The 15,112-nt window shown below is 72.1% G+C and carries 14 protein-coding genes and 1 pseudogene; 10 read left to right on the top strand and 5 right to left on the bottom strand.

Going from position 1 to position 15,112, the window contains the following annotated elements:
* Both G3I65_RS28415 and G3I65_RS28410 read right to left on the bottom strand, forming a co-directional pair.
* Positions 1 to 185, bottom strand: a pseudogene (locus G3I65_RS28415) (hypothetical protein); the annotation flags it as partial.
* Between the two features lie 440 nt (positions 186 to 625).
* Complete coding sequence (locus tag G3I65_RS28410) at positions 626 to 1,333, bottom strand: Crp/Fnr family transcriptional regulator (RefSeq protein WP_160698825.1); 708 nt, start codon at positions 1,331 to 1,333, stop codon at positions 626 to 628.
* An 86-nt stretch (positions 1,334 to 1,419) separates the two neighbouring features.
* On the opposite strand from G3I65_RS28410, the gene rnhA reads away from it, so the two are divergent.
* The 5 genes from rnhA (at position 1,420) to G3I65_RS28385 (ending at position 7,533) form a co-directional block, all read left to right on the top strand.
* Positions 1,420 to 1,881 (top strand): ribonuclease HI, encoded by a 462-nt coding sequence (gene rnhA / locus G3I65_RS28405; RefSeq protein WP_086860213.1) that lies wholly within the window; start codon positions 1,420 to 1,422, stop codon positions 1,879 to 1,881.
* Between the two features lie 107 nt (positions 1,882 to 1,988).
* Positions 1,989 to 2,645, top strand: a complete 657-nt coding sequence (locus G3I65_RS28400) for a hypothetical protein (RefSeq protein ID WP_160698824.1) — start codon at positions 1,989 to 1,991, stop codon at positions 2,643 to 2,645.
* Positions 2,646 to 2,686: 41 nt separating this feature from the next.
* The gene (locus tag G3I65_RS28395; RefSeq protein ID WP_160698823.1) at positions 2,687 to 3,067 is read left to right on the top strand and encodes a YchJ family metal-binding protein; all 381 of its coding nucleotides are present in this window, start codon (positions 2,687 to 2,689) and stop codon (positions 3,065 to 3,067) included.
* Between the two features lie 44 nt (positions 3,068 to 3,111).
* The gene (locus G3I65_RS28390) at positions 3,112 to 4,344 is read left to right on the top strand and encodes a hypothetical protein (protein WP_160698822.1); all 1,233 of its coding nucleotides are present in this window, start codon (positions 3,112 to 3,114) and stop codon (positions 4,342 to 4,344) included.
* A 114-nt stretch (positions 4,345 to 4,458) separates the two neighbouring features.
* A complete protein-coding gene (locus G3I65_RS28385; protein ID WP_309235767.1) occupies positions 4,459 to 7,533 on the top strand; it encodes a carbohydrate-binding protein in 3,075 nt (1,024 codons plus the stop codon).
* 45 nt (positions 7,534 to 7,578) lie between these two features.
* Here G3I65_RS28385 and G3I65_RS28380 read toward each other — a convergent pair whose 3' ends face one another.
* A complete protein-coding gene (locus tag G3I65_RS28380) occupies positions 7,579 to 8,964 on the bottom strand; it encodes a carboxylesterase/lipase family protein (RefSeq protein ID WP_160698821.1) in 1,386 nt (461 codons plus the stop codon).
* A 56-nt stretch (positions 8,965 to 9,020) separates the two neighbouring features.
* Between G3I65_RS28380 and G3I65_RS28375 the strand changes: the two genes are divergently transcribed.
* From G3I65_RS28375 to G3I65_RS28365, 3 genes are all read left to right on the top strand, one after another.
* A complete protein-coding gene (locus G3I65_RS28375; RefSeq protein WP_160698820.1) occupies positions 9,021 to 9,428 on the top strand; it encodes a nuclear transport factor 2 family protein in 408 nt (135 codons plus the stop codon).
* A 33-nt stretch (positions 9,429 to 9,461) separates the two neighbouring features.
* Positions 9,462 to 11,345 (top strand): Na+/H+ antiporter, encoded by a 1,884-nt coding sequence (locus G3I65_RS28370; protein WP_309235766.1) that lies wholly within the window; start codon positions 9,462 to 9,464, stop codon positions 11,343 to 11,345.
* A 65-nt stretch (positions 11,346 to 11,410) separates the two neighbouring features.
* The gene (locus tag G3I65_RS28365; protein WP_160698819.1) at positions 11,411 to 12,097 is read left to right on the top strand and encodes a histidine phosphatase family protein; all 687 of its coding nucleotides are present in this window, start codon (positions 11,411 to 11,413) and stop codon (positions 12,095 to 12,097) included.
* On the opposite strand, the gene G3I65_RS28360 is transcribed toward G3I65_RS28365, so the two are convergent.
* Together G3I65_RS28360 and G3I65_RS28355 are read right to left on the bottom strand one after the other, a co-directional pair.
* Positions 12,081 to 12,827 (bottom strand): ABC transporter permease, encoded by a 747-nt coding sequence (locus G3I65_RS28360; RefSeq protein ID WP_160698818.1) that lies wholly within the window; start codon positions 12,825 to 12,827, stop codon positions 12,081 to 12,083. The two genes, G3I65_RS28365 and G3I65_RS28360, sit on opposite strands and share 17 nt — an antisense overlap.
* Before the next feature lie 16 nt (positions 12,828 to 12,843).
* Complete coding sequence (locus G3I65_RS28355; RefSeq protein ID WP_160698817.1) at positions 12,844 to 13,302, bottom strand: MmpS family transport accessory protein; 459 nt, start codon at positions 13,300 to 13,302, stop codon at positions 12,844 to 12,846.
* Positions 13,303 to 13,459: 157 nt separating this feature from the next.
* Between G3I65_RS28355 and G3I65_RS28350 the strand changes: the two genes are divergently transcribed.
* A complete protein-coding gene (locus G3I65_RS28350; protein ID WP_309235765.1) occupies positions 13,460 to 14,473 on the top strand; it encodes a helix-turn-helix domain-containing protein in 1,014 nt (337 codons plus the stop codon).
* Between the two features lie 126 nt (positions 14,474 to 14,599).
* The coding region (locus tag G3I65_RS28345; RefSeq protein WP_160698816.1) for a LacI family DNA-binding transcriptional regulator at positions 14,600 to 15,112 on the top strand (513 nt) is incomplete at its 3' end.

The following is a 15,112-nucleotide window of genomic DNA, read 5'->3' as shown; positions in this document are numbered from 1 at the left end:
CACAGCTCGGTCAGCCGCAGCACGACCTTGTGCCGTGCGGCGGCGGGCGGGTCGTCGTAGGCGATCTCGCAGGCCGCCCGCAGGCAGGGGCCGATCCGCTGGTGCAGGTCGGCCGCGTCGAGCCCGCGGCCGCGGCGCAGTTCGTTCAGTTCGCGCACGAACGGGAACGAGGTTTCCGACGTCATCCCACCCCCTTCCGCGCCGCCGGTGGAAAGAGCTGCCGACATTACCAGCGGCCGCGAGCGGGGGTGACGTGACAAATCCCGGACACGCGATCAGCGGAATGCCCGGCCGGCCGGCCCCCCGCGTGCCGGCCGGCCGGGTTCCCACCGCGGGCTCAGCGGGCCCCGAAGATCAGGGCCCAGATCGAGTGGCTTTCCATCACACACCTCCTCATCGCAGCACCCAGGCCGAGGCGGGCAGTGGCGGCTCGCCGCGGGAAAAACCCGCGACGGCATCGGGCACGAACACGGCGAAAGGCCGATTTCACGAAAACCCGCCGTGGCGTTCCGGACGAGCACTCCCCGGCCTCGTTCGAAAAGGGAATCCCGGCCGGGGGCATCGCATTCATTTCCCGGCCGGGTTCCAGCATCGCCGGGTCGCAGCGGTCGTCAGATGCCCGCTGTCACTGCCCTTGTGTGCCGTTTGGCTCAGAACGGGCGAAGGCCTCCAGCACGCGCGGCTTGCGGATCAGGATCCGGCGCCGGCCGGTCTCGACGATCCCGCGCTCGCGCAGCACGCGCAGCGCGCGGGCGACGGTCCGCCGGGCGGCGCCGACCTGGGCGGCGATGTCGGTCTGCGAGAGCGCGGCCTCGATGACCACGCCCTCCGGGACGGACCGGCCGTGCTCGTCGGCCAGCCGGAGCAGGTGCACCGCGACCCGCCGGGTGACGTCGAGGGCCGCCGAATCGACCCTGGCGGACTCGGCGTTGCGGAGCCGGGCCGCGACCGTCTTGATCGTCGCGATGGCGATCTCGGGCCGGGCGTGCAGGACGTCGATGAACTGCGCGCCGGTCAGCTGGAAGACGGTGCAGGGTTCGATCGCGCGGACCGACGCCGTGCGCGGGCGCCCGGTCACGGCCGCGAGGTCGCCGAGCACCTCGCCGGGGCCGCGGAGCCCGAAGAGCACTTCGCGGCCGTCTTCGACGATCGCGGAAACCCGCACCCAGCCGGAAACGAGCACATGGACGTGGTCGGAGGGGTCGCCTTCCATGAGCACGACGTCGTTCGCCCGGAACCGCCGCCGGGTGCCCCTGGCGAGCAGGTACTCGCGGTCGGCGTCGGCGAGGTAGGCCAGGAGCGCCCCGTCCGCCGTGTCGTCGTGCCCGTTCATCGCCCCGATCCCCGCTCCGCTCCGGATGCCCACCGTAACCCGGCGTGGCGGCGTTGGGCGAGCACCGGAACCGATAGGGTCGCCGCGTGGACGTGGAGATCTACACCGACGGCGCGTGCAGCGGGAACCCCGGACCGGGCGGCTGGGGCGCGGTGCTGCGCTACGGCAAGCACGAGCGCGAGCTGTACGGCGGCGAAGCCACGCCGACGACGAACAACCGGATGGAGCTGACCGCGCCGATCCGGGCACTGGAGACCCTGACGCGGCCGTCGCAGGTGCGCGTGTTCACCGACAGCACGTACGTCCGCAACGGCATCACGCAGTGGCTGCCCCGCTGGAAGAACAACGGCTGGCAGACGGCGGCGCGCGAACCGGTCAAGAACGCGGACCTCTGGCAACGCCTCGACGCGGCGATCGGCGAGCACCAGGTCGAATGGCTGTGGGTCAAGGGCCACGCGGGCCACCCGGAGAACGAGCGAGCCGACCGGCTGGCGGTGCGCGGGGCGCAAGAGGCGCGGGAGAGCGGGAAACCGGTCAACGCCGGTTAGTCCGGAGTGGATGATCGCTCCGCCGTTCGGGCGATCGGTGTTCCACCCGCCGCGGGTTCCGTCGCAGAATCGGACCTTCCGGACCGGGGAGGGAACGGGATCTCACGATGGTGCGCATGGTCGGCGGCAAACCGCGGCCGTTCGGGGACGACAAACCGAAGAAAGGGCGGGTCGCCCTGCTCACCGCCGCGATCGTCGGCGCCGCGGCCGCCGGTGGCACCGCGATCAGCGCGGGCGGCAGCACGGCTTCGGTCGGATCCGGCGGCGGATCGTCGCTCAAGGCCCGCGGTTCGAGCAAGGAATCGGCTCGCAAGGGCAGGCACGAGGAAGCGATGACGCGCCTCGGCCTCAAGAAGATCAAGAAACTGGCCAAGCGCGAACTGAAGTGCGCGCCGTACGCGTTCGGCCAGGTCCAGGACTTCTTGGTGCGCCACCCGTGCAAGGCGCTCACGCGGATGCTGCTGGCTGTCGGCGACGAGGGCGGGAACACCGTGGTCGTGACGATCGCCTGGGTCCGGATGCCGAAGACCGCCGAGGCCCGCGACTTGCGGAAGCTGACCGATCGCGACGGGACCGGAAACATCTACGCCTTGCCCGACGCCCTGCTCGAACGTTCAGGCATCCGGTTCACCGGTGACCACTACGCCTCCCGGCTCGACGGTGCTCTCTTGGTGATCGCCGAGGCGACGGGCGGCAACGGCCACCCGGACCCGGTCGTGCTCCAAAACGCCGCGGACGTCGCAGTGGAGTTCCCGGCGCCGTGAGGCCGTTAGTCCCCAATGGACGGTCGTGGCACAATTCCCCCGTGTCTCCAGCCTCGTGCCCGTGTGGTCTCGCCGAGTCCTACGCCGCCTGCTGCGGCCGGTTCCACACCGGGGCGCTCGCCGCGCCGACGGCCGAACTGCTGATGCGGTCGCGGTTCAGCGCGTTCGCCGTCGGCGACACCGCGTACCTGCTGCGGACCTGGCACCCGGACACCCGGCCGCGGCGGCTCGAGCTCGATCCCGGGCAGGAGTGGACGCGGCTGGAGATCCTCGGGCGGACCGGCGGGGGCCTGCTGCACGCCGAGGGCACGGTCGAGTTCCGGGCGCACTACCGCCACCGCGGGCGCGACGGGTTCCTGGAAGAGAACAGCCGCTTCCGGCGTGACGACGGCCACTGGGTCTACCTCGACGCCGAAGCCTGAAACCCGTCCCGCGCACCGCCGCCGTCGTGCTAAACAGTGCGGCGATGGGAAAACTGACGCGCCGCGCCCGGGCCAAAGCGGACTACCTCGGCTTCCTCGGCGCCCGGGAATGGCCGCTCGCGGCGTCGGGGCTCGGGGTGCTGCTCGGGGTCGTCACCATCCTGCCGAGCGCCATCGGCGTGGTGCTCTCGGTCGTCGCGCTCGCCCTCGGCGTCGCCACCTTCACCCGGGACGTGCGGCTGCTGCGCCGCCGGTGGGCCGGGTTCGAGTTCACGACCATCGCCGCGCCCTTCCCCACCGCGGAGCTGCCGCCGCCCTCGGCGTACCCGCGAGCCGAGTACGTCGCCGTGCCCGCCCGCGGAACCGCGCTGGTCAGCGCCGCGATCGACCGTGACCTCTGGACCGGGCGGCACACCGTCGAGGTCGCCGAGGAGCCCTACCGGCTGCCGGCCTCGCTCAAGGCGACCGCGCCGCACGTCCTCCCGCTGCGGGCCCGCGGCAGGCTGCTGTTCAACGGCCCCGTCGTCGGCATGCGCGGCGACCCGCTGCCCGCCGCCGGTGCGCGGCCCGCGCCGATCCGGCTGCACCGGGCCCGGTTCTTCGACGCCGTCTGCTCGAACGAGCTCGGTACCCTGCGCATCACCCGCGCCGACACCGGCGAGGAGTACGACCTGCGCAAGGCCGAGCTCACCGACTCCGCGGGCGCGCTGCGCGAGCTGAGCAGCAGCTCACTGGCCGACCACGTCGGCGTCTCCACGGTCGCGTTCACCACCGACGGGAAGCTCGTCACCGTCCGGCAGTCGGCCCTCAACGCCGTGAGCGGGCTGCTGCTCGCGCCGTCGGGCAGCGGCTCGCTCGAACCCCGCGACCTGCGCACGCCCGACGGCGGCACGCGACGGCTGCTGCACACCGCGGTCCGCGCCGGGATGGAGCGCGAGCTGTGCGAGGAAAGCGGTCTCACGCCCGACGACGTCCGCGGGACGAAGGTCGTCGGGTTCGCCCGCTGGATGGACCGCGGCGCCAAGCCGGAGTTCTTCGGGCTGACCGAGCTGGCGGTCGACAGCGCGGAGGTCGCCCGGCGCCGCCCGGTCAGCGGCGAGCGGCTCTACAGCGCCGGCCTGACGCTCTTCGACGTCGACCTCGCCGCGATCGGCGCCGCGCTGGCCGGTGGTGTCCCGCTCAGCGAGGCACTTCCTCAACGGCTCTGGGAAGACGGCTCCCTGCCGCTCCTGCTGGCCCTGCGTGCCGCGGGGGCGTGGCAGGCCGCCCGCGTCTGACGAAACGCCCCTGTTCTCCACGTGATCGGCCCGCTACGATCGTCCGCAATTGTTAGGGAACTTTACTAACGAAAACCCCGTCCCTCGCCGCCGCGGTGCCTAGGAGGCGCGCTAGTGAGTCATCGGCAGAGAAGAACACGGACGACACTGCTGTCGGCGGTCGCCTTGGCCGTCGCGGTGAGCGGGGCGGCCGCCCCGGCCGCCACCGGGCAGGAGCAGGCGAGAGCGACCGTCGCGGCCGCGAGCCCGGCCACCGCCGTACCCGGCTTCCTGATCCAGACGTCGGCGCAGGTCAGCGACGACTCGGCCGTCTCCAAGCCGGGGTACAACACCTCGGGCTGGTACCCGGTCGGCCCGCGCTCGACCGTCTACGCCGGCCTGCTGGCCAACGGCAAGTACGCCGACCCGTTCTACTCGACGAACATGAAGAACGTGCCCACCGCGGACTTCCAGGTCCCCTGGTGGTACCGCACCGACCTCACGGTCGCCGACACCACCCAGCGCACCTACCTCGACTTCAGCGGCGTGCTGTCCAAGGCCGACGTCTGGGTCAACGGGACGCGGGTCGCCGACAAGACGCAGGTCACCGGCGCCTACACGCGCCACGACCTCGACATCACCGCGCTGGTGAAGGCGGGCACGAACAGCGTCGCGTTCAAGGTCTACCCGAACGACCCGAACAAGGACCTGTCGATGGGCTGGATCGACTGGGCGCAGACCCCGCCGGACCAGAACATGGGCATCGTGCGAGACGTCCTCGTCCGGCGCAGCGGCCCGGTGGCGCTGCGCGGCGGCCACGTCGTCACGAAGCTGACCGGCCTGACCCACGCCGACCTGACGGTGAAGGCCGACGTCCGCAACGACTCCCCGGCCGCAGTGTCCACGACCGTCTCCGGCACGGTCGCCGGCAAACCGATCAGCCAGACCGTGAGCTTGGCGGCGAAGGAGAAGAAGACCGTCACCTTCGGAGTGATCGGGATCGACAACCCGCAGGTCTGGTGGCCGGCCGGGATGGGCGGGCAGCCGCTCTACGACCTCGACCTGACCGCGGCCGTCGGCGGGACGGCGTCGGACACCTCGCACTCGAGCTTCGGCGTCCGCCAGGTCACGGCGAACAAGAACGCCAGCGGCGGCCGGGCCTACACGATCAACGGGCGCCCGCTGCTGATCAAGGGCGGCGGCTACTCGCCGGACCTGTTCCTGCGCTGGAACGAGCAGTACGCGGCCGACAAGCTCGCCTACGTCAAGGACCTCGGGCTCAACACCGTGCGCCTGGAAGGGCACATCGAGCCGGACGAGTTCTTCGACCTCGCCGACCGGATGGGCGTGCTGACGCTGCCCGGCTGGGAGTGCTGCGACAAGTGGGAGGGCCAGGTCAACGGCGACGAGAAGGGCGACCCGTGGACGGCCGCGGACTACCCCGTCGCAAAGGCGTCGATGACCGCGGAGGCCGAGCGCCTGCGCGACCACCCGAGCGTCATCTCCTTCCTCATCGGCAGCGACTTCGCTCCCGACGCGACCATCGAGAAGAACTACCTCGACGCGCTGAGCGCCGCGGACTGGCCCACCCCGGTGGTCCCGGCCGCGTCGGCGAAGTCGTCGCCGCAGCTCGGCTCGTCCGGCATGAAGATGAACGGCCCGTACGACTACGTCCCGCCGAACTACTGGTACGACAAGGCGCACGGCGACCTCGGCGGCGCGTGGGGCTTCAACTCCGAAACCAGCGCCGGGCCGGACATCCCGACCGTGGACACGCTCAAGCGGATGATGTCGGCCGGTGAGCTGGACACGATGTGGAAGAGCCCGTCGAGCCCGCAGTACCACCGGTCGTCGTCCTCGACGTTCGCCAACCTGAAGCTCTTCGGCGACGCGCTGACCGCCCGCTACGGCAAGCCGGGGAGCCTGGACGACTTCGTCCGCAAGGCGCAGCTGGCGCAGTACGAGAACGTCCGCGCCGAGTTCGAGTCGCATTCGCGGAACTTCAGCGACAGCTCGAACCCGGCCACCGGGATCATCTACTGGATGCTCAACAGCGGCTGGACGTCGCTGCACTGGCAGCTGTTCGACGCCTACCTCGACCAGAACGGCTCGTACTTCGGGGCCAAGAAGGCGAACGAGCCGCTGCACATCCAGTACTCGTACGACACGAAGTCCGTCGTGGTGGTCAACCACAACCACGACGCGGCGTCGGGCCTCACCGCTCGCGTGCAGCTGTTCAACCTGGACGGGACTTCGAAGTACGACCAGTCGAAGGCCGTGTCCGTGGGCGGTGACGGCGCGAAGACGACCGCGCTGACCATCGGCTCGGTGAGCGGGCTGTCGACGACGTACCTGGCGAAGCTGGTGCTCACCGATTCGTCGGGCAAGGAGGTCAGCCGGAACGTGTACTGGCTGTCCACCAAGTCCGACACGCTGAACTGGGGCGCGAGCGACTGGTACTACACGCCGCAGTCGGCCTACGCGGACCTGACCGGGCTGAACAGCCTGGCCCAGGTGTCGCTGGGCTCGACCGCCACCTCGACGGCGAACGCCGACGGCACCACGACGACCAAGGTGACGCTGACGAACCCCGCGTCCGGCAAGGTGCCGGCGTTCTTCGTCGACGCGCACGTCCTCGGCGCGGCGGGCGCGCCGGTCCTGCCGGTGCGGTGGACCGACAACCAGGTCAGCCTCTGGCCGGGTGAGTCGACCACACTGACGGCGACGTACCGGACCGCGGACCTCAAGGGCGCCAAGCCGTCCGTGCGGGTCGCGGGCTGGAACACCGGGACGAAGACGATCCCGGCGGACGGCACGGCGGGCCCCGGCACGCCGGCCGACTACCAGGCCGAGGACGCGACCATCATCAACGGCGTCGCGGAGTCCAACCACCTGGGCTACACCGGCACCGGGTTCGTCAACTACGACAACGCGACCGGCAGCGCGGTGGAGTTCACCGTGACGGCGGCCGCGGCGGGACCGGCGAACGTCGTCCTGCGGTTCGCCAACGGCACCACGACGAACCGCCCGATGGACATCTCGGTCAACGGCACGAAGGTGGCGTCCGGGGTGGCCTTCGGCGGCACCGGGAACTGGGACACGTGGCAGACGGTCACGGTCCCGGTCACGCTGCCGGCTGGCACTTCCAAGATCAAGGCGACCGCGACGACCGCCAACGGCGGCCCGAACGTCGACAAGATCACCGTCTAGTTCTCGACCGAGGGCGGCACTTTCACGTGAAAGTGCCGCCCTCGGTCATTCCCAGAGGAGGCGTTGGGCGCGATCCGGGTCGGAGACCGTCGTCGAGACGTCGTCGAAGAGGCGCGTGACGCGGTCCTGCGGGCGGTAGCGGGGCCAGCCCGGGTCGCCCGTGGCGATGAAGCGGACCCACGCGGCGAACATCTCCGTCGCCATCGCCTGCATCCGCTCGGCCGGGAACGTCCGGCCGGCGAATAGGAACCGCCAGTTGCGGTTGCGGATGTCGTCGAACACCAGCGGCAGGTCCAGGCCGTGCGGCGCGCCGAGGCCGCGGCCGCGGGGGGCGATGCGCCAGTCGAGCCGGTACATCCAGGCGTTCGGCTGCTTCTCGGCGAAGCGGATCGCCGGGATCCACCAGTCCCCCGCCGTCAGCGCGCGGTTGCGGATCTGGTCCTCAGGCCAGTCGAATAGGTCGTTATACGCTGCGACGGCCTTCTCGATCTCCTCGGGACTCAGCATCGTCGAGCCGACCCCCAGGAGCTTCGCGCAGCCGGACTGCAGCCAGCTGAACAGGTCTTCCTCGTCGGCCGTCGTCCCGATGAGCAGCGGGACCTCGCGGACGGCGTCCAGCGGACGCTCCGGGAGCAACTCGTCGCCGACGACCACGCGGTACGTCACCTTGGTCCCGGACACCGCCGAAACCCGTTGCTGGGCTTCGAGAATCCGCGTCACGGGGAGATCGGCCAAGTCCTCGGGCGCGGCGTCCAGTTCGGCGAGGACCGCCGAGGCGATCGCGGCACCTTCGGCCGGGGTATGCACGACCGAACCGACGCCGGTGCCGCTCTGCACGATCGCCTGGTGCACGAGCCCCCGGGTGGCAGGCACCGCGAGCAGCGTCCCGACGGTCCGGCCGCCGTTGGACTGCCCGGCGAGCGTCACGCGGCCCGGGTCGCCCCCGAACGCGGCGACGTTGTCCCGCACCCACTCCAGCGCCGCGACCTGGTCGCGCAGGGACAGGTTCGAGTCGGCGACGCCGGGCAGGTGCAGCATCCCGAGCACGCCGAGCCGGTAGGCGACCGTCACGACGACCACGCCGGCGCGCGCGTACGCGGACGCGTCGAACTGGTGCGGCGCGCCCATCACGCCGCCACCGCCGTGGATCCACACCAGCACCGGGTACGAGCCGGGTGCCGCGGGCGCGTAGACGTTCAGGTAGAGGCAGTCCTCGTCGCCGGTGAAGCCGCGCCCGGTCAGCTCCGGCTGCGGCGCCCGCGGGGCCCAGTCGGTCGCTTCCCGGACGCCACTCCACGGCGGCACCGGCCTGGGCGCGCGAAACCGCAGCTCCCCCACCGGCGGCTCCGCGTAGGGGACGCCGAGGAACGTCCGGACCCCGTCGTGTTCGGTCCCGCGCAGCGCGCCGGCCGCGATCTCCACCGTCGTCACGCGGCCCAGCCTACGAACTTGCCCTGGAGCGCGCTCCAGCGTGTTGACTACCAGCCATGAGCGCAGCCGAAAACAAGCAACTGCTGAGAACCGCCTTCGACGCCTGGGCCACCGGCGACATCCGCCCGCTGATCGCCGCCATGGCCGACGACGTCACGTGGACCGTCAGCGGCCACAACAGCTGGTCCGGCAGCTTCGTCGGCAAGGACTCGGTCCGCCGTGACCTGCTGGGGCCGCTCGGCGAGCAGTTCGAGGGCACCTACACCAGCACCGCGAGCCGCTTCGTCGCCGAAGACGACGTCGTCGTGGTCGAAACGCGGGGCAGCGTCGCGACGAAGACCGGCGCGCGCTACGACAACCGGTACTGCTTCGTCTTCCGGCTCGCGGGCGGCCGGATCCGCGAGATCACCGAATACATGGACACGCAACTGGTCGCCGAAGTGCTCACCGAGCTGGCCAGGTGACGCCCGCCGCGGCGGGCGGGTAATGATTACCCCGTGCACATCGCGGCAGAGATAGTGGCGCTGGTCGTGACGGTCCTCGTCGTCAGCGCCGTGGCGCGGCGGCTGGACTGGTCGGCCCCGCTGTGCCTGATCGTCGTCGGCGTCGTCGCGTCGTACGTCCCCGGCGTCCCCGAGTACCACCTCGACCCCGAGGTCGTCCTGCTCGGCCTGCTGCCGCCGCTGCTGTACTCGGCGGCCATCCAGACGTCGCTGGTCGACTTCCGGAAGAACCGCGGGGCGATCGGGCTGATGTCGGTCGGGCTGGTCGTGTTCACCGCGCTCGGCGTCGGGCTCGTCGCCTGGGCCGTGATCCCCGGCCTCCCGCTGGCCGGCGGCATCGCGCTGGGAGCGATCGTGGCCCCGCCGGACGCGGTCGCCGCCAGCGTCGTCGCCCGCCGGGTCGGGATGCCCCGCAAGCTGATCCGGCTCCTGGAGGGCGAAAGCCTCTTCAACGACGCGGCGGCGCTGGTCGCCCTCCGCACGGCGATCGCCGCGCTGGCCGGGTCGGTCAGCCTCTGGCAGGTCGGCGCGGACTTCTTCCGCGCGGCCATCGGCGGCGCCGTGGTCGGCCTGGTCGTCGGGTTCGTGGCCGCGTTCATCCGCGCCCGGCTGAACGAGCCGGTGCTCGACACCGCGCTGTCGTTCGCCGTGCCGTTCATCGCCTACATCCCGGCGGAGGCGATCCACGGCTCCGGGGTGCTCGCGGTGGTCATCGCCGGGCTCATCCTCGGGCACAAGGCCCCGCAGATCCTGTCCGGCTCGACCCGGCTGGCGTCCCGGCTGAACTGGCAGACCATCGCCTTCCTGCTGGAGAACATGGTCTTCCTGCTGATCGGGCTGCAGCTGCGGCGGATCCTCGCGGAGGTCGGCGAGAGCGGGCTGTCGCTGCTGACGCTGACCTGGATCTGCGTCGCCGTGCTCGGCGCGACCATCCTGACCCGGATGCTGTGGCTGATCGGCATCGGCACGGTCAAGCGGCTCGAACGGCGCCTGCTGCCCGGCAAGCCCCGGGCGAAGATCTGGCCGTGGCGCTACTCGGCGGTGATCTCCTGGGCGGGCATGCGCGGGGTGGTGACGCTCGCGGCCGCGTTCGTGCTGCCCGCCGACACCCCGCAGCGGGCCGTGCTGGTGCTCGCCGCGTTCGTCGTCGTGGCCGGCACGCTGGCCGTCCAGGGCATGACGCTGCCGACGCTGATCCGGCGGCTGCGGCTGCCGCGGCCCGACCCGGCGGAAGACGCGCTGCAGGAGGCGGCCGTCCTGCACGACATGACCCGCGCGGCGCTGGCGAAGCTGGAGGAGATCCGGCAGCCCGACGACCCGCCGGAGATCATCCAGCGCCTGCGCGACCGGCTGCAGCACCGCGCCGACTCGGCGTGGGAGCAGCTCGGCAGGCAGAGCGCGCTGGCCGAGACGCCGAGCGACGCCTACCGCCGCCTGCGGCTGGAGCTGCTCGACGTCGAGCGCCGCCAGTTCCTCAAGGCCCGTGACAGCGGCAGCGCCGACGACGACGTCCTGCGGCGTGTCCTGGAACGGCTCGACATCGAAGAGTCCATGCTGGACCGCGACGAGGAAGAGCCCGAGGTGGAAGGCCGCGAGCTGCGCACACCGGCCGCGACCGCCGGTTCGTGCAAGCACCTGGCCCACGAGTGGGTCGAGAAGGACCCCAGCTCGCCGGACACGTGCGCCGCCTGCGTCGCCGAGGGCACGACCTGGGTGCACCTGCGGAAGTGCCTCAAGTGCGGCAACGTCGCGTGCTGCGACTCCTCGCCGCGGCGCCACGCCACCCAGCACTTCCACGAATCCCGCCATCCGGTCATGCGCAGCTTCGAGCCGGGCGAGACGTGGCGGTGGTGTTTCGTGGACAAGCAACTCGGCTAGGCTCCGCCTTCCTCCCCACCACCACCCTCAACGGAGGCGCTTCGCGCCGCTGTACCGTCTCCAGCATGAGCACGCCCGAGCAGGAGATCGAGTACCGCCAGCACCGCTTCAGCCCGCCCCCGGGCGCGACGGAGATCTTCCTGGTGCGCCACGGCGAGTCGGCTCCCGCCCGCGGGGACAACCCGTTCGAGCTGGTCGACGGCCAGGCCGACCCGGAGCTCGCGCCCGACGGCCGCGACCACGCCCGGCGCGTCGGCGACCGGCTGGCGGGCGAGCGGATCGACGCGATCTACGTGACGACGCTGCGCCGCACGGCGGAGACCGCGGCGCCGCTGGCCGAGAAGCTCGGGATCACCCCCGTCGTCGAGCCGGACCTGCGCGAAATCCACCTCGGCGACTGGGAGAACGGCCTCTTCCGCAAGTACAGCGCCGACGGCCACCCGATCATCGACCGGCTGTGGGCCGAGCAGCGCTGGGACGTCATCCCGGGCGCGGAGTCCGACGAGGCGTTCGGCGCCCGCCTGCGCGGCGCGCTGACGCGGATCGCGGCCGCGCACCCGGACCAGCGCGTCGCCGTGTTCACCCACGGCGGCGTGATCGGCGAGGTGTTCGCGCAGGCCAGCCGCGCGGTCGAGCGGTTCGCGTTCCTCGGCGCGGACAACGGCTCGATCTCGCACCTGGTGCTGCACGGCGACACGTGGATTGTGCGGCGCTTCAACGACACCGCGCACCTGGCTACGCCGCTCGGCTGAGCTTCCCGGCCGCGACGAACTGCACGGTCACCAGGATCGAGAGGGCCTCGGCGGCGAGCAGCCCGATCAGCACCAGCACCTGCGTCAACCCGGCTTCGACCGGGCCCGCGCCGCCCAGCAGGACGCCGACGTAGGCGCCCGGGAGCGTCACCAGGCCGACCGTGCGGGTCTGATCGAGCACGGGAATGAGGGCGTGCCCGGCACTCGGGCGGCAGATTTCGAGGGCGGCCGGGCGCGGCAGGAAACCGAGGGCGAGCGCGGCTTCGTACTCGCCGTGGCGGGCCTTCAGCTCGTCGAGGGCGCGGCGCGCGGCCTGCGAGGTCGCGGTCATCGCGCCGCCGATCACGATGCCGGCGACGGGCACGACCGAGATCGGCTTCAAGGGGACGACGCCGGCGCCGAGGACCAGGCCCAGCACGGGCGCGACCCCGGCCGCGATGGCCAGCGCCGTCCACGGCAGGTTCGCCCAGGTGCCGGCGCGGCGGGCCGACGTCACGGCGGCGATGCCGAACATGAGCAGCACGAACAGGCCGGTGAGCGGGAACGAGCGCAGGACCGCGGTGATCACCAGCGAGACGGCGGCCAGCTGCGCGACCGCACGGGCGGCGGCGATGAGCACGTCACGGCCACGGCCGAGCCCGCCCAGCCGGACGACGGCGGCCCCCGCGACGGCGAGCAGGACCAGCACCGCCACCAAGGCGGGCCCGAAGGTGATCGCGGCGTCGTTCACGCCGCGATCTTCCCGGTTAAACGGCGCAGCTGAAGAGCCGCCCCGCCTCGGCGACGGTCTTGTCGGCGACCACGACGCCGTCGACGAGGATCCGGCAGCGCAGCTCGCCGGGCCCGGGGTTCTGGGCGGCGATGCTGTAGAACTCGGTGCGGTCGGCGGGGCCGGTCCGGGTGAACGTCACCGACCAGGGCGTCGACACCTGGGCCCGCTGCGCGAGCGCCGAGCCCGCAGCGGTGTAGGTGACGTTGCGGGCGCCGTCCGAGCCGAGCAGTTCGTAGACGACGGTGCGGCTGACGGTTCGGACGGCGGCCGGCGCGACCGGCGCGGCCACCGGCTCCTTCGGGGCGGGCCCGCGGGTGGACCGCGGCACGATGAACGACGTCACCGCGAAGGCCGCAGCGAGCACACCCAGGACCACGACGACACTCCCGGCCGTCCGGGCGCGGTGTTCGCGGGTCGCGGTGGGAACACCCATGGAGAGGTCTTCTCTCGTCGCGCGCACTTCCGTCGAGTGCGTCGCCTATATCTCGCCGTGACCTAACTCCGCGTTAGCTGCCCGTGCCGAGAAGTTCGACTTTCACCCGAACGGGTGTGACGCGGATTTTGTCGGACCCCGGGTGCATGATCGGGGTGTGTACGAAGAGGCGGCACCACCGGAGCGCCTGGCGGGCGTGGCGCGCTGCGTGTGGCGATCGGCTTCGGCGGGCCCGAAGCGGATCGTCCCGGACGGCTGCCTCGACCTGGTGGTCGGCGACGGCGAGGCGTTCATCGCGGGCCCGGACACGGCGGCGTGGTCGTCGGTGACCCGTGCAGGGGCGGAGCTGCACGGGCTGCGGTTCGTGCCTGGCCGCGCGGGCGCGGTGCTCGGGGTGGCGGCGGACGAGCTGCGGGACAGCCGGGTGCCACTGGCCGAGCTGTGGGGCCGCGAGGGCGAGCTGCTGGCGGAGCGGTTGCTGGCGGGCGAGGTGACGCCGGCGGAGGCGGTGGCATCCCGGCTGCCGGAGGTACCCCCACCGGACCCGGCGGTGGCGGAGCTGGTGACTCGCCTGGCGGCGGGCGTGTCCCGGGTCGCCGACGCGGTGGCGCTGCTCGGACAGCGCGACCGGGACCTGGCAGACGCCTCCGGACCACTCGCCGGGCCGAGCGGAGACCCGGGGCTCGCCGCGGCCGCTTTCGCCGACCCGGACCGAGGCCACCCCTCCGCACCACTCACCCTGCCCAACGGAGACCCGGCGCCCGCCGCAGCCGCTCTCGCCCACCCGGCCCCAGGCCACGCCTCCGCACCACTCGCCTGGCCGAACGGAGACCCGCGCCTCGCCGCAGCCGCTCTCGCCCACCCGGACCGAGGCCACCCCTCCGCCGCGAAGTCGCCGGATCTCGCAGCCGAGCGCGTCGAGGATCCTCCCTCCACCGTCGAACGGCGGCTGCGCCGTCGGTTCGTCCAAGCCGTCGGCTACGGCCCCGCCACCTACCTCCGCGTCAGCCGCTTCCAACGAGCCGTCGCCCTCGCCCCGCACTCCCCGGACCTCGCCTCCCTCGCCGCCTCCGCCGGGTACTCCGACCAGGCGCACCTCAGCCGGGATTGCCGGGCGCTCACCGGGCTCACCCCGCGTGCCTACCTCCACTGTGGACACCACTCCGCGTGATCGGCTCCATTCGGCGTAACCCCGCGCGGGCAACCGGAAGTGGGACGTTCACCCCGCTGGGTAAGCGGACGGTTAACACTACCGGGAGCGCTATCCTCCCCCTCGACGAGTGATCAGGGAGGGCGTGTGGCCACCATCAGCGACGTCGCCGCGAGGGCCGGTGTCTCCACGGCGACCGTGTCGCGCGCGCTCAACGGGAAGTCCACTGTGGACCCCACGCTGGCCGCGCGGGTGCAGGCGGCGGCCGCCGAGCTCGGGTACCACCCGAACGGGCTGGCGCGGAACCTGCGGCGGCAGGAGACCGCCGTGCTCGCGCTGATCATCTCCGACGTCGAGAACCCCTTCTTCACCGCGATCGCGCGCGGCGTCGAGGACCTCGCGCAGCGGTCCGGCTACTCGGTCGTGCTCTGCAACTCCGACGAGAACGAAGACAAGGAACGGCGCTACATCGAGGTCGCGCTGCAGGAGCGCGTCGCCGGGGTGGTGCTGTCCCCCACCGGGCGGTCGACGAACGTCGAAGGCCTGCGCCGCCAGGGGACGCCGCTGGTGGCGGTGGACCGGCCGCTGCCCGCCGCCGCGGGCGACCAGGTGCTCGTCGACACGCGGCACGCCGCCGCCGAAGCCACGCGGCACCTGCTC

This window comes from Amycolatopsis sp. SID8362 (genome assembly GCF_010550475.1).
In the GTDB taxonomy this organism is placed as follows: domain Bacteria; phylum Actinomycetota; class Actinomycetes; order Mycobacteriales; family Pseudonocardiaceae; genus Amycolatopsis; species Amycolatopsis eburnea.
This window is presented reverse-complemented; position numbering and strand designations above follow the sequence as displayed.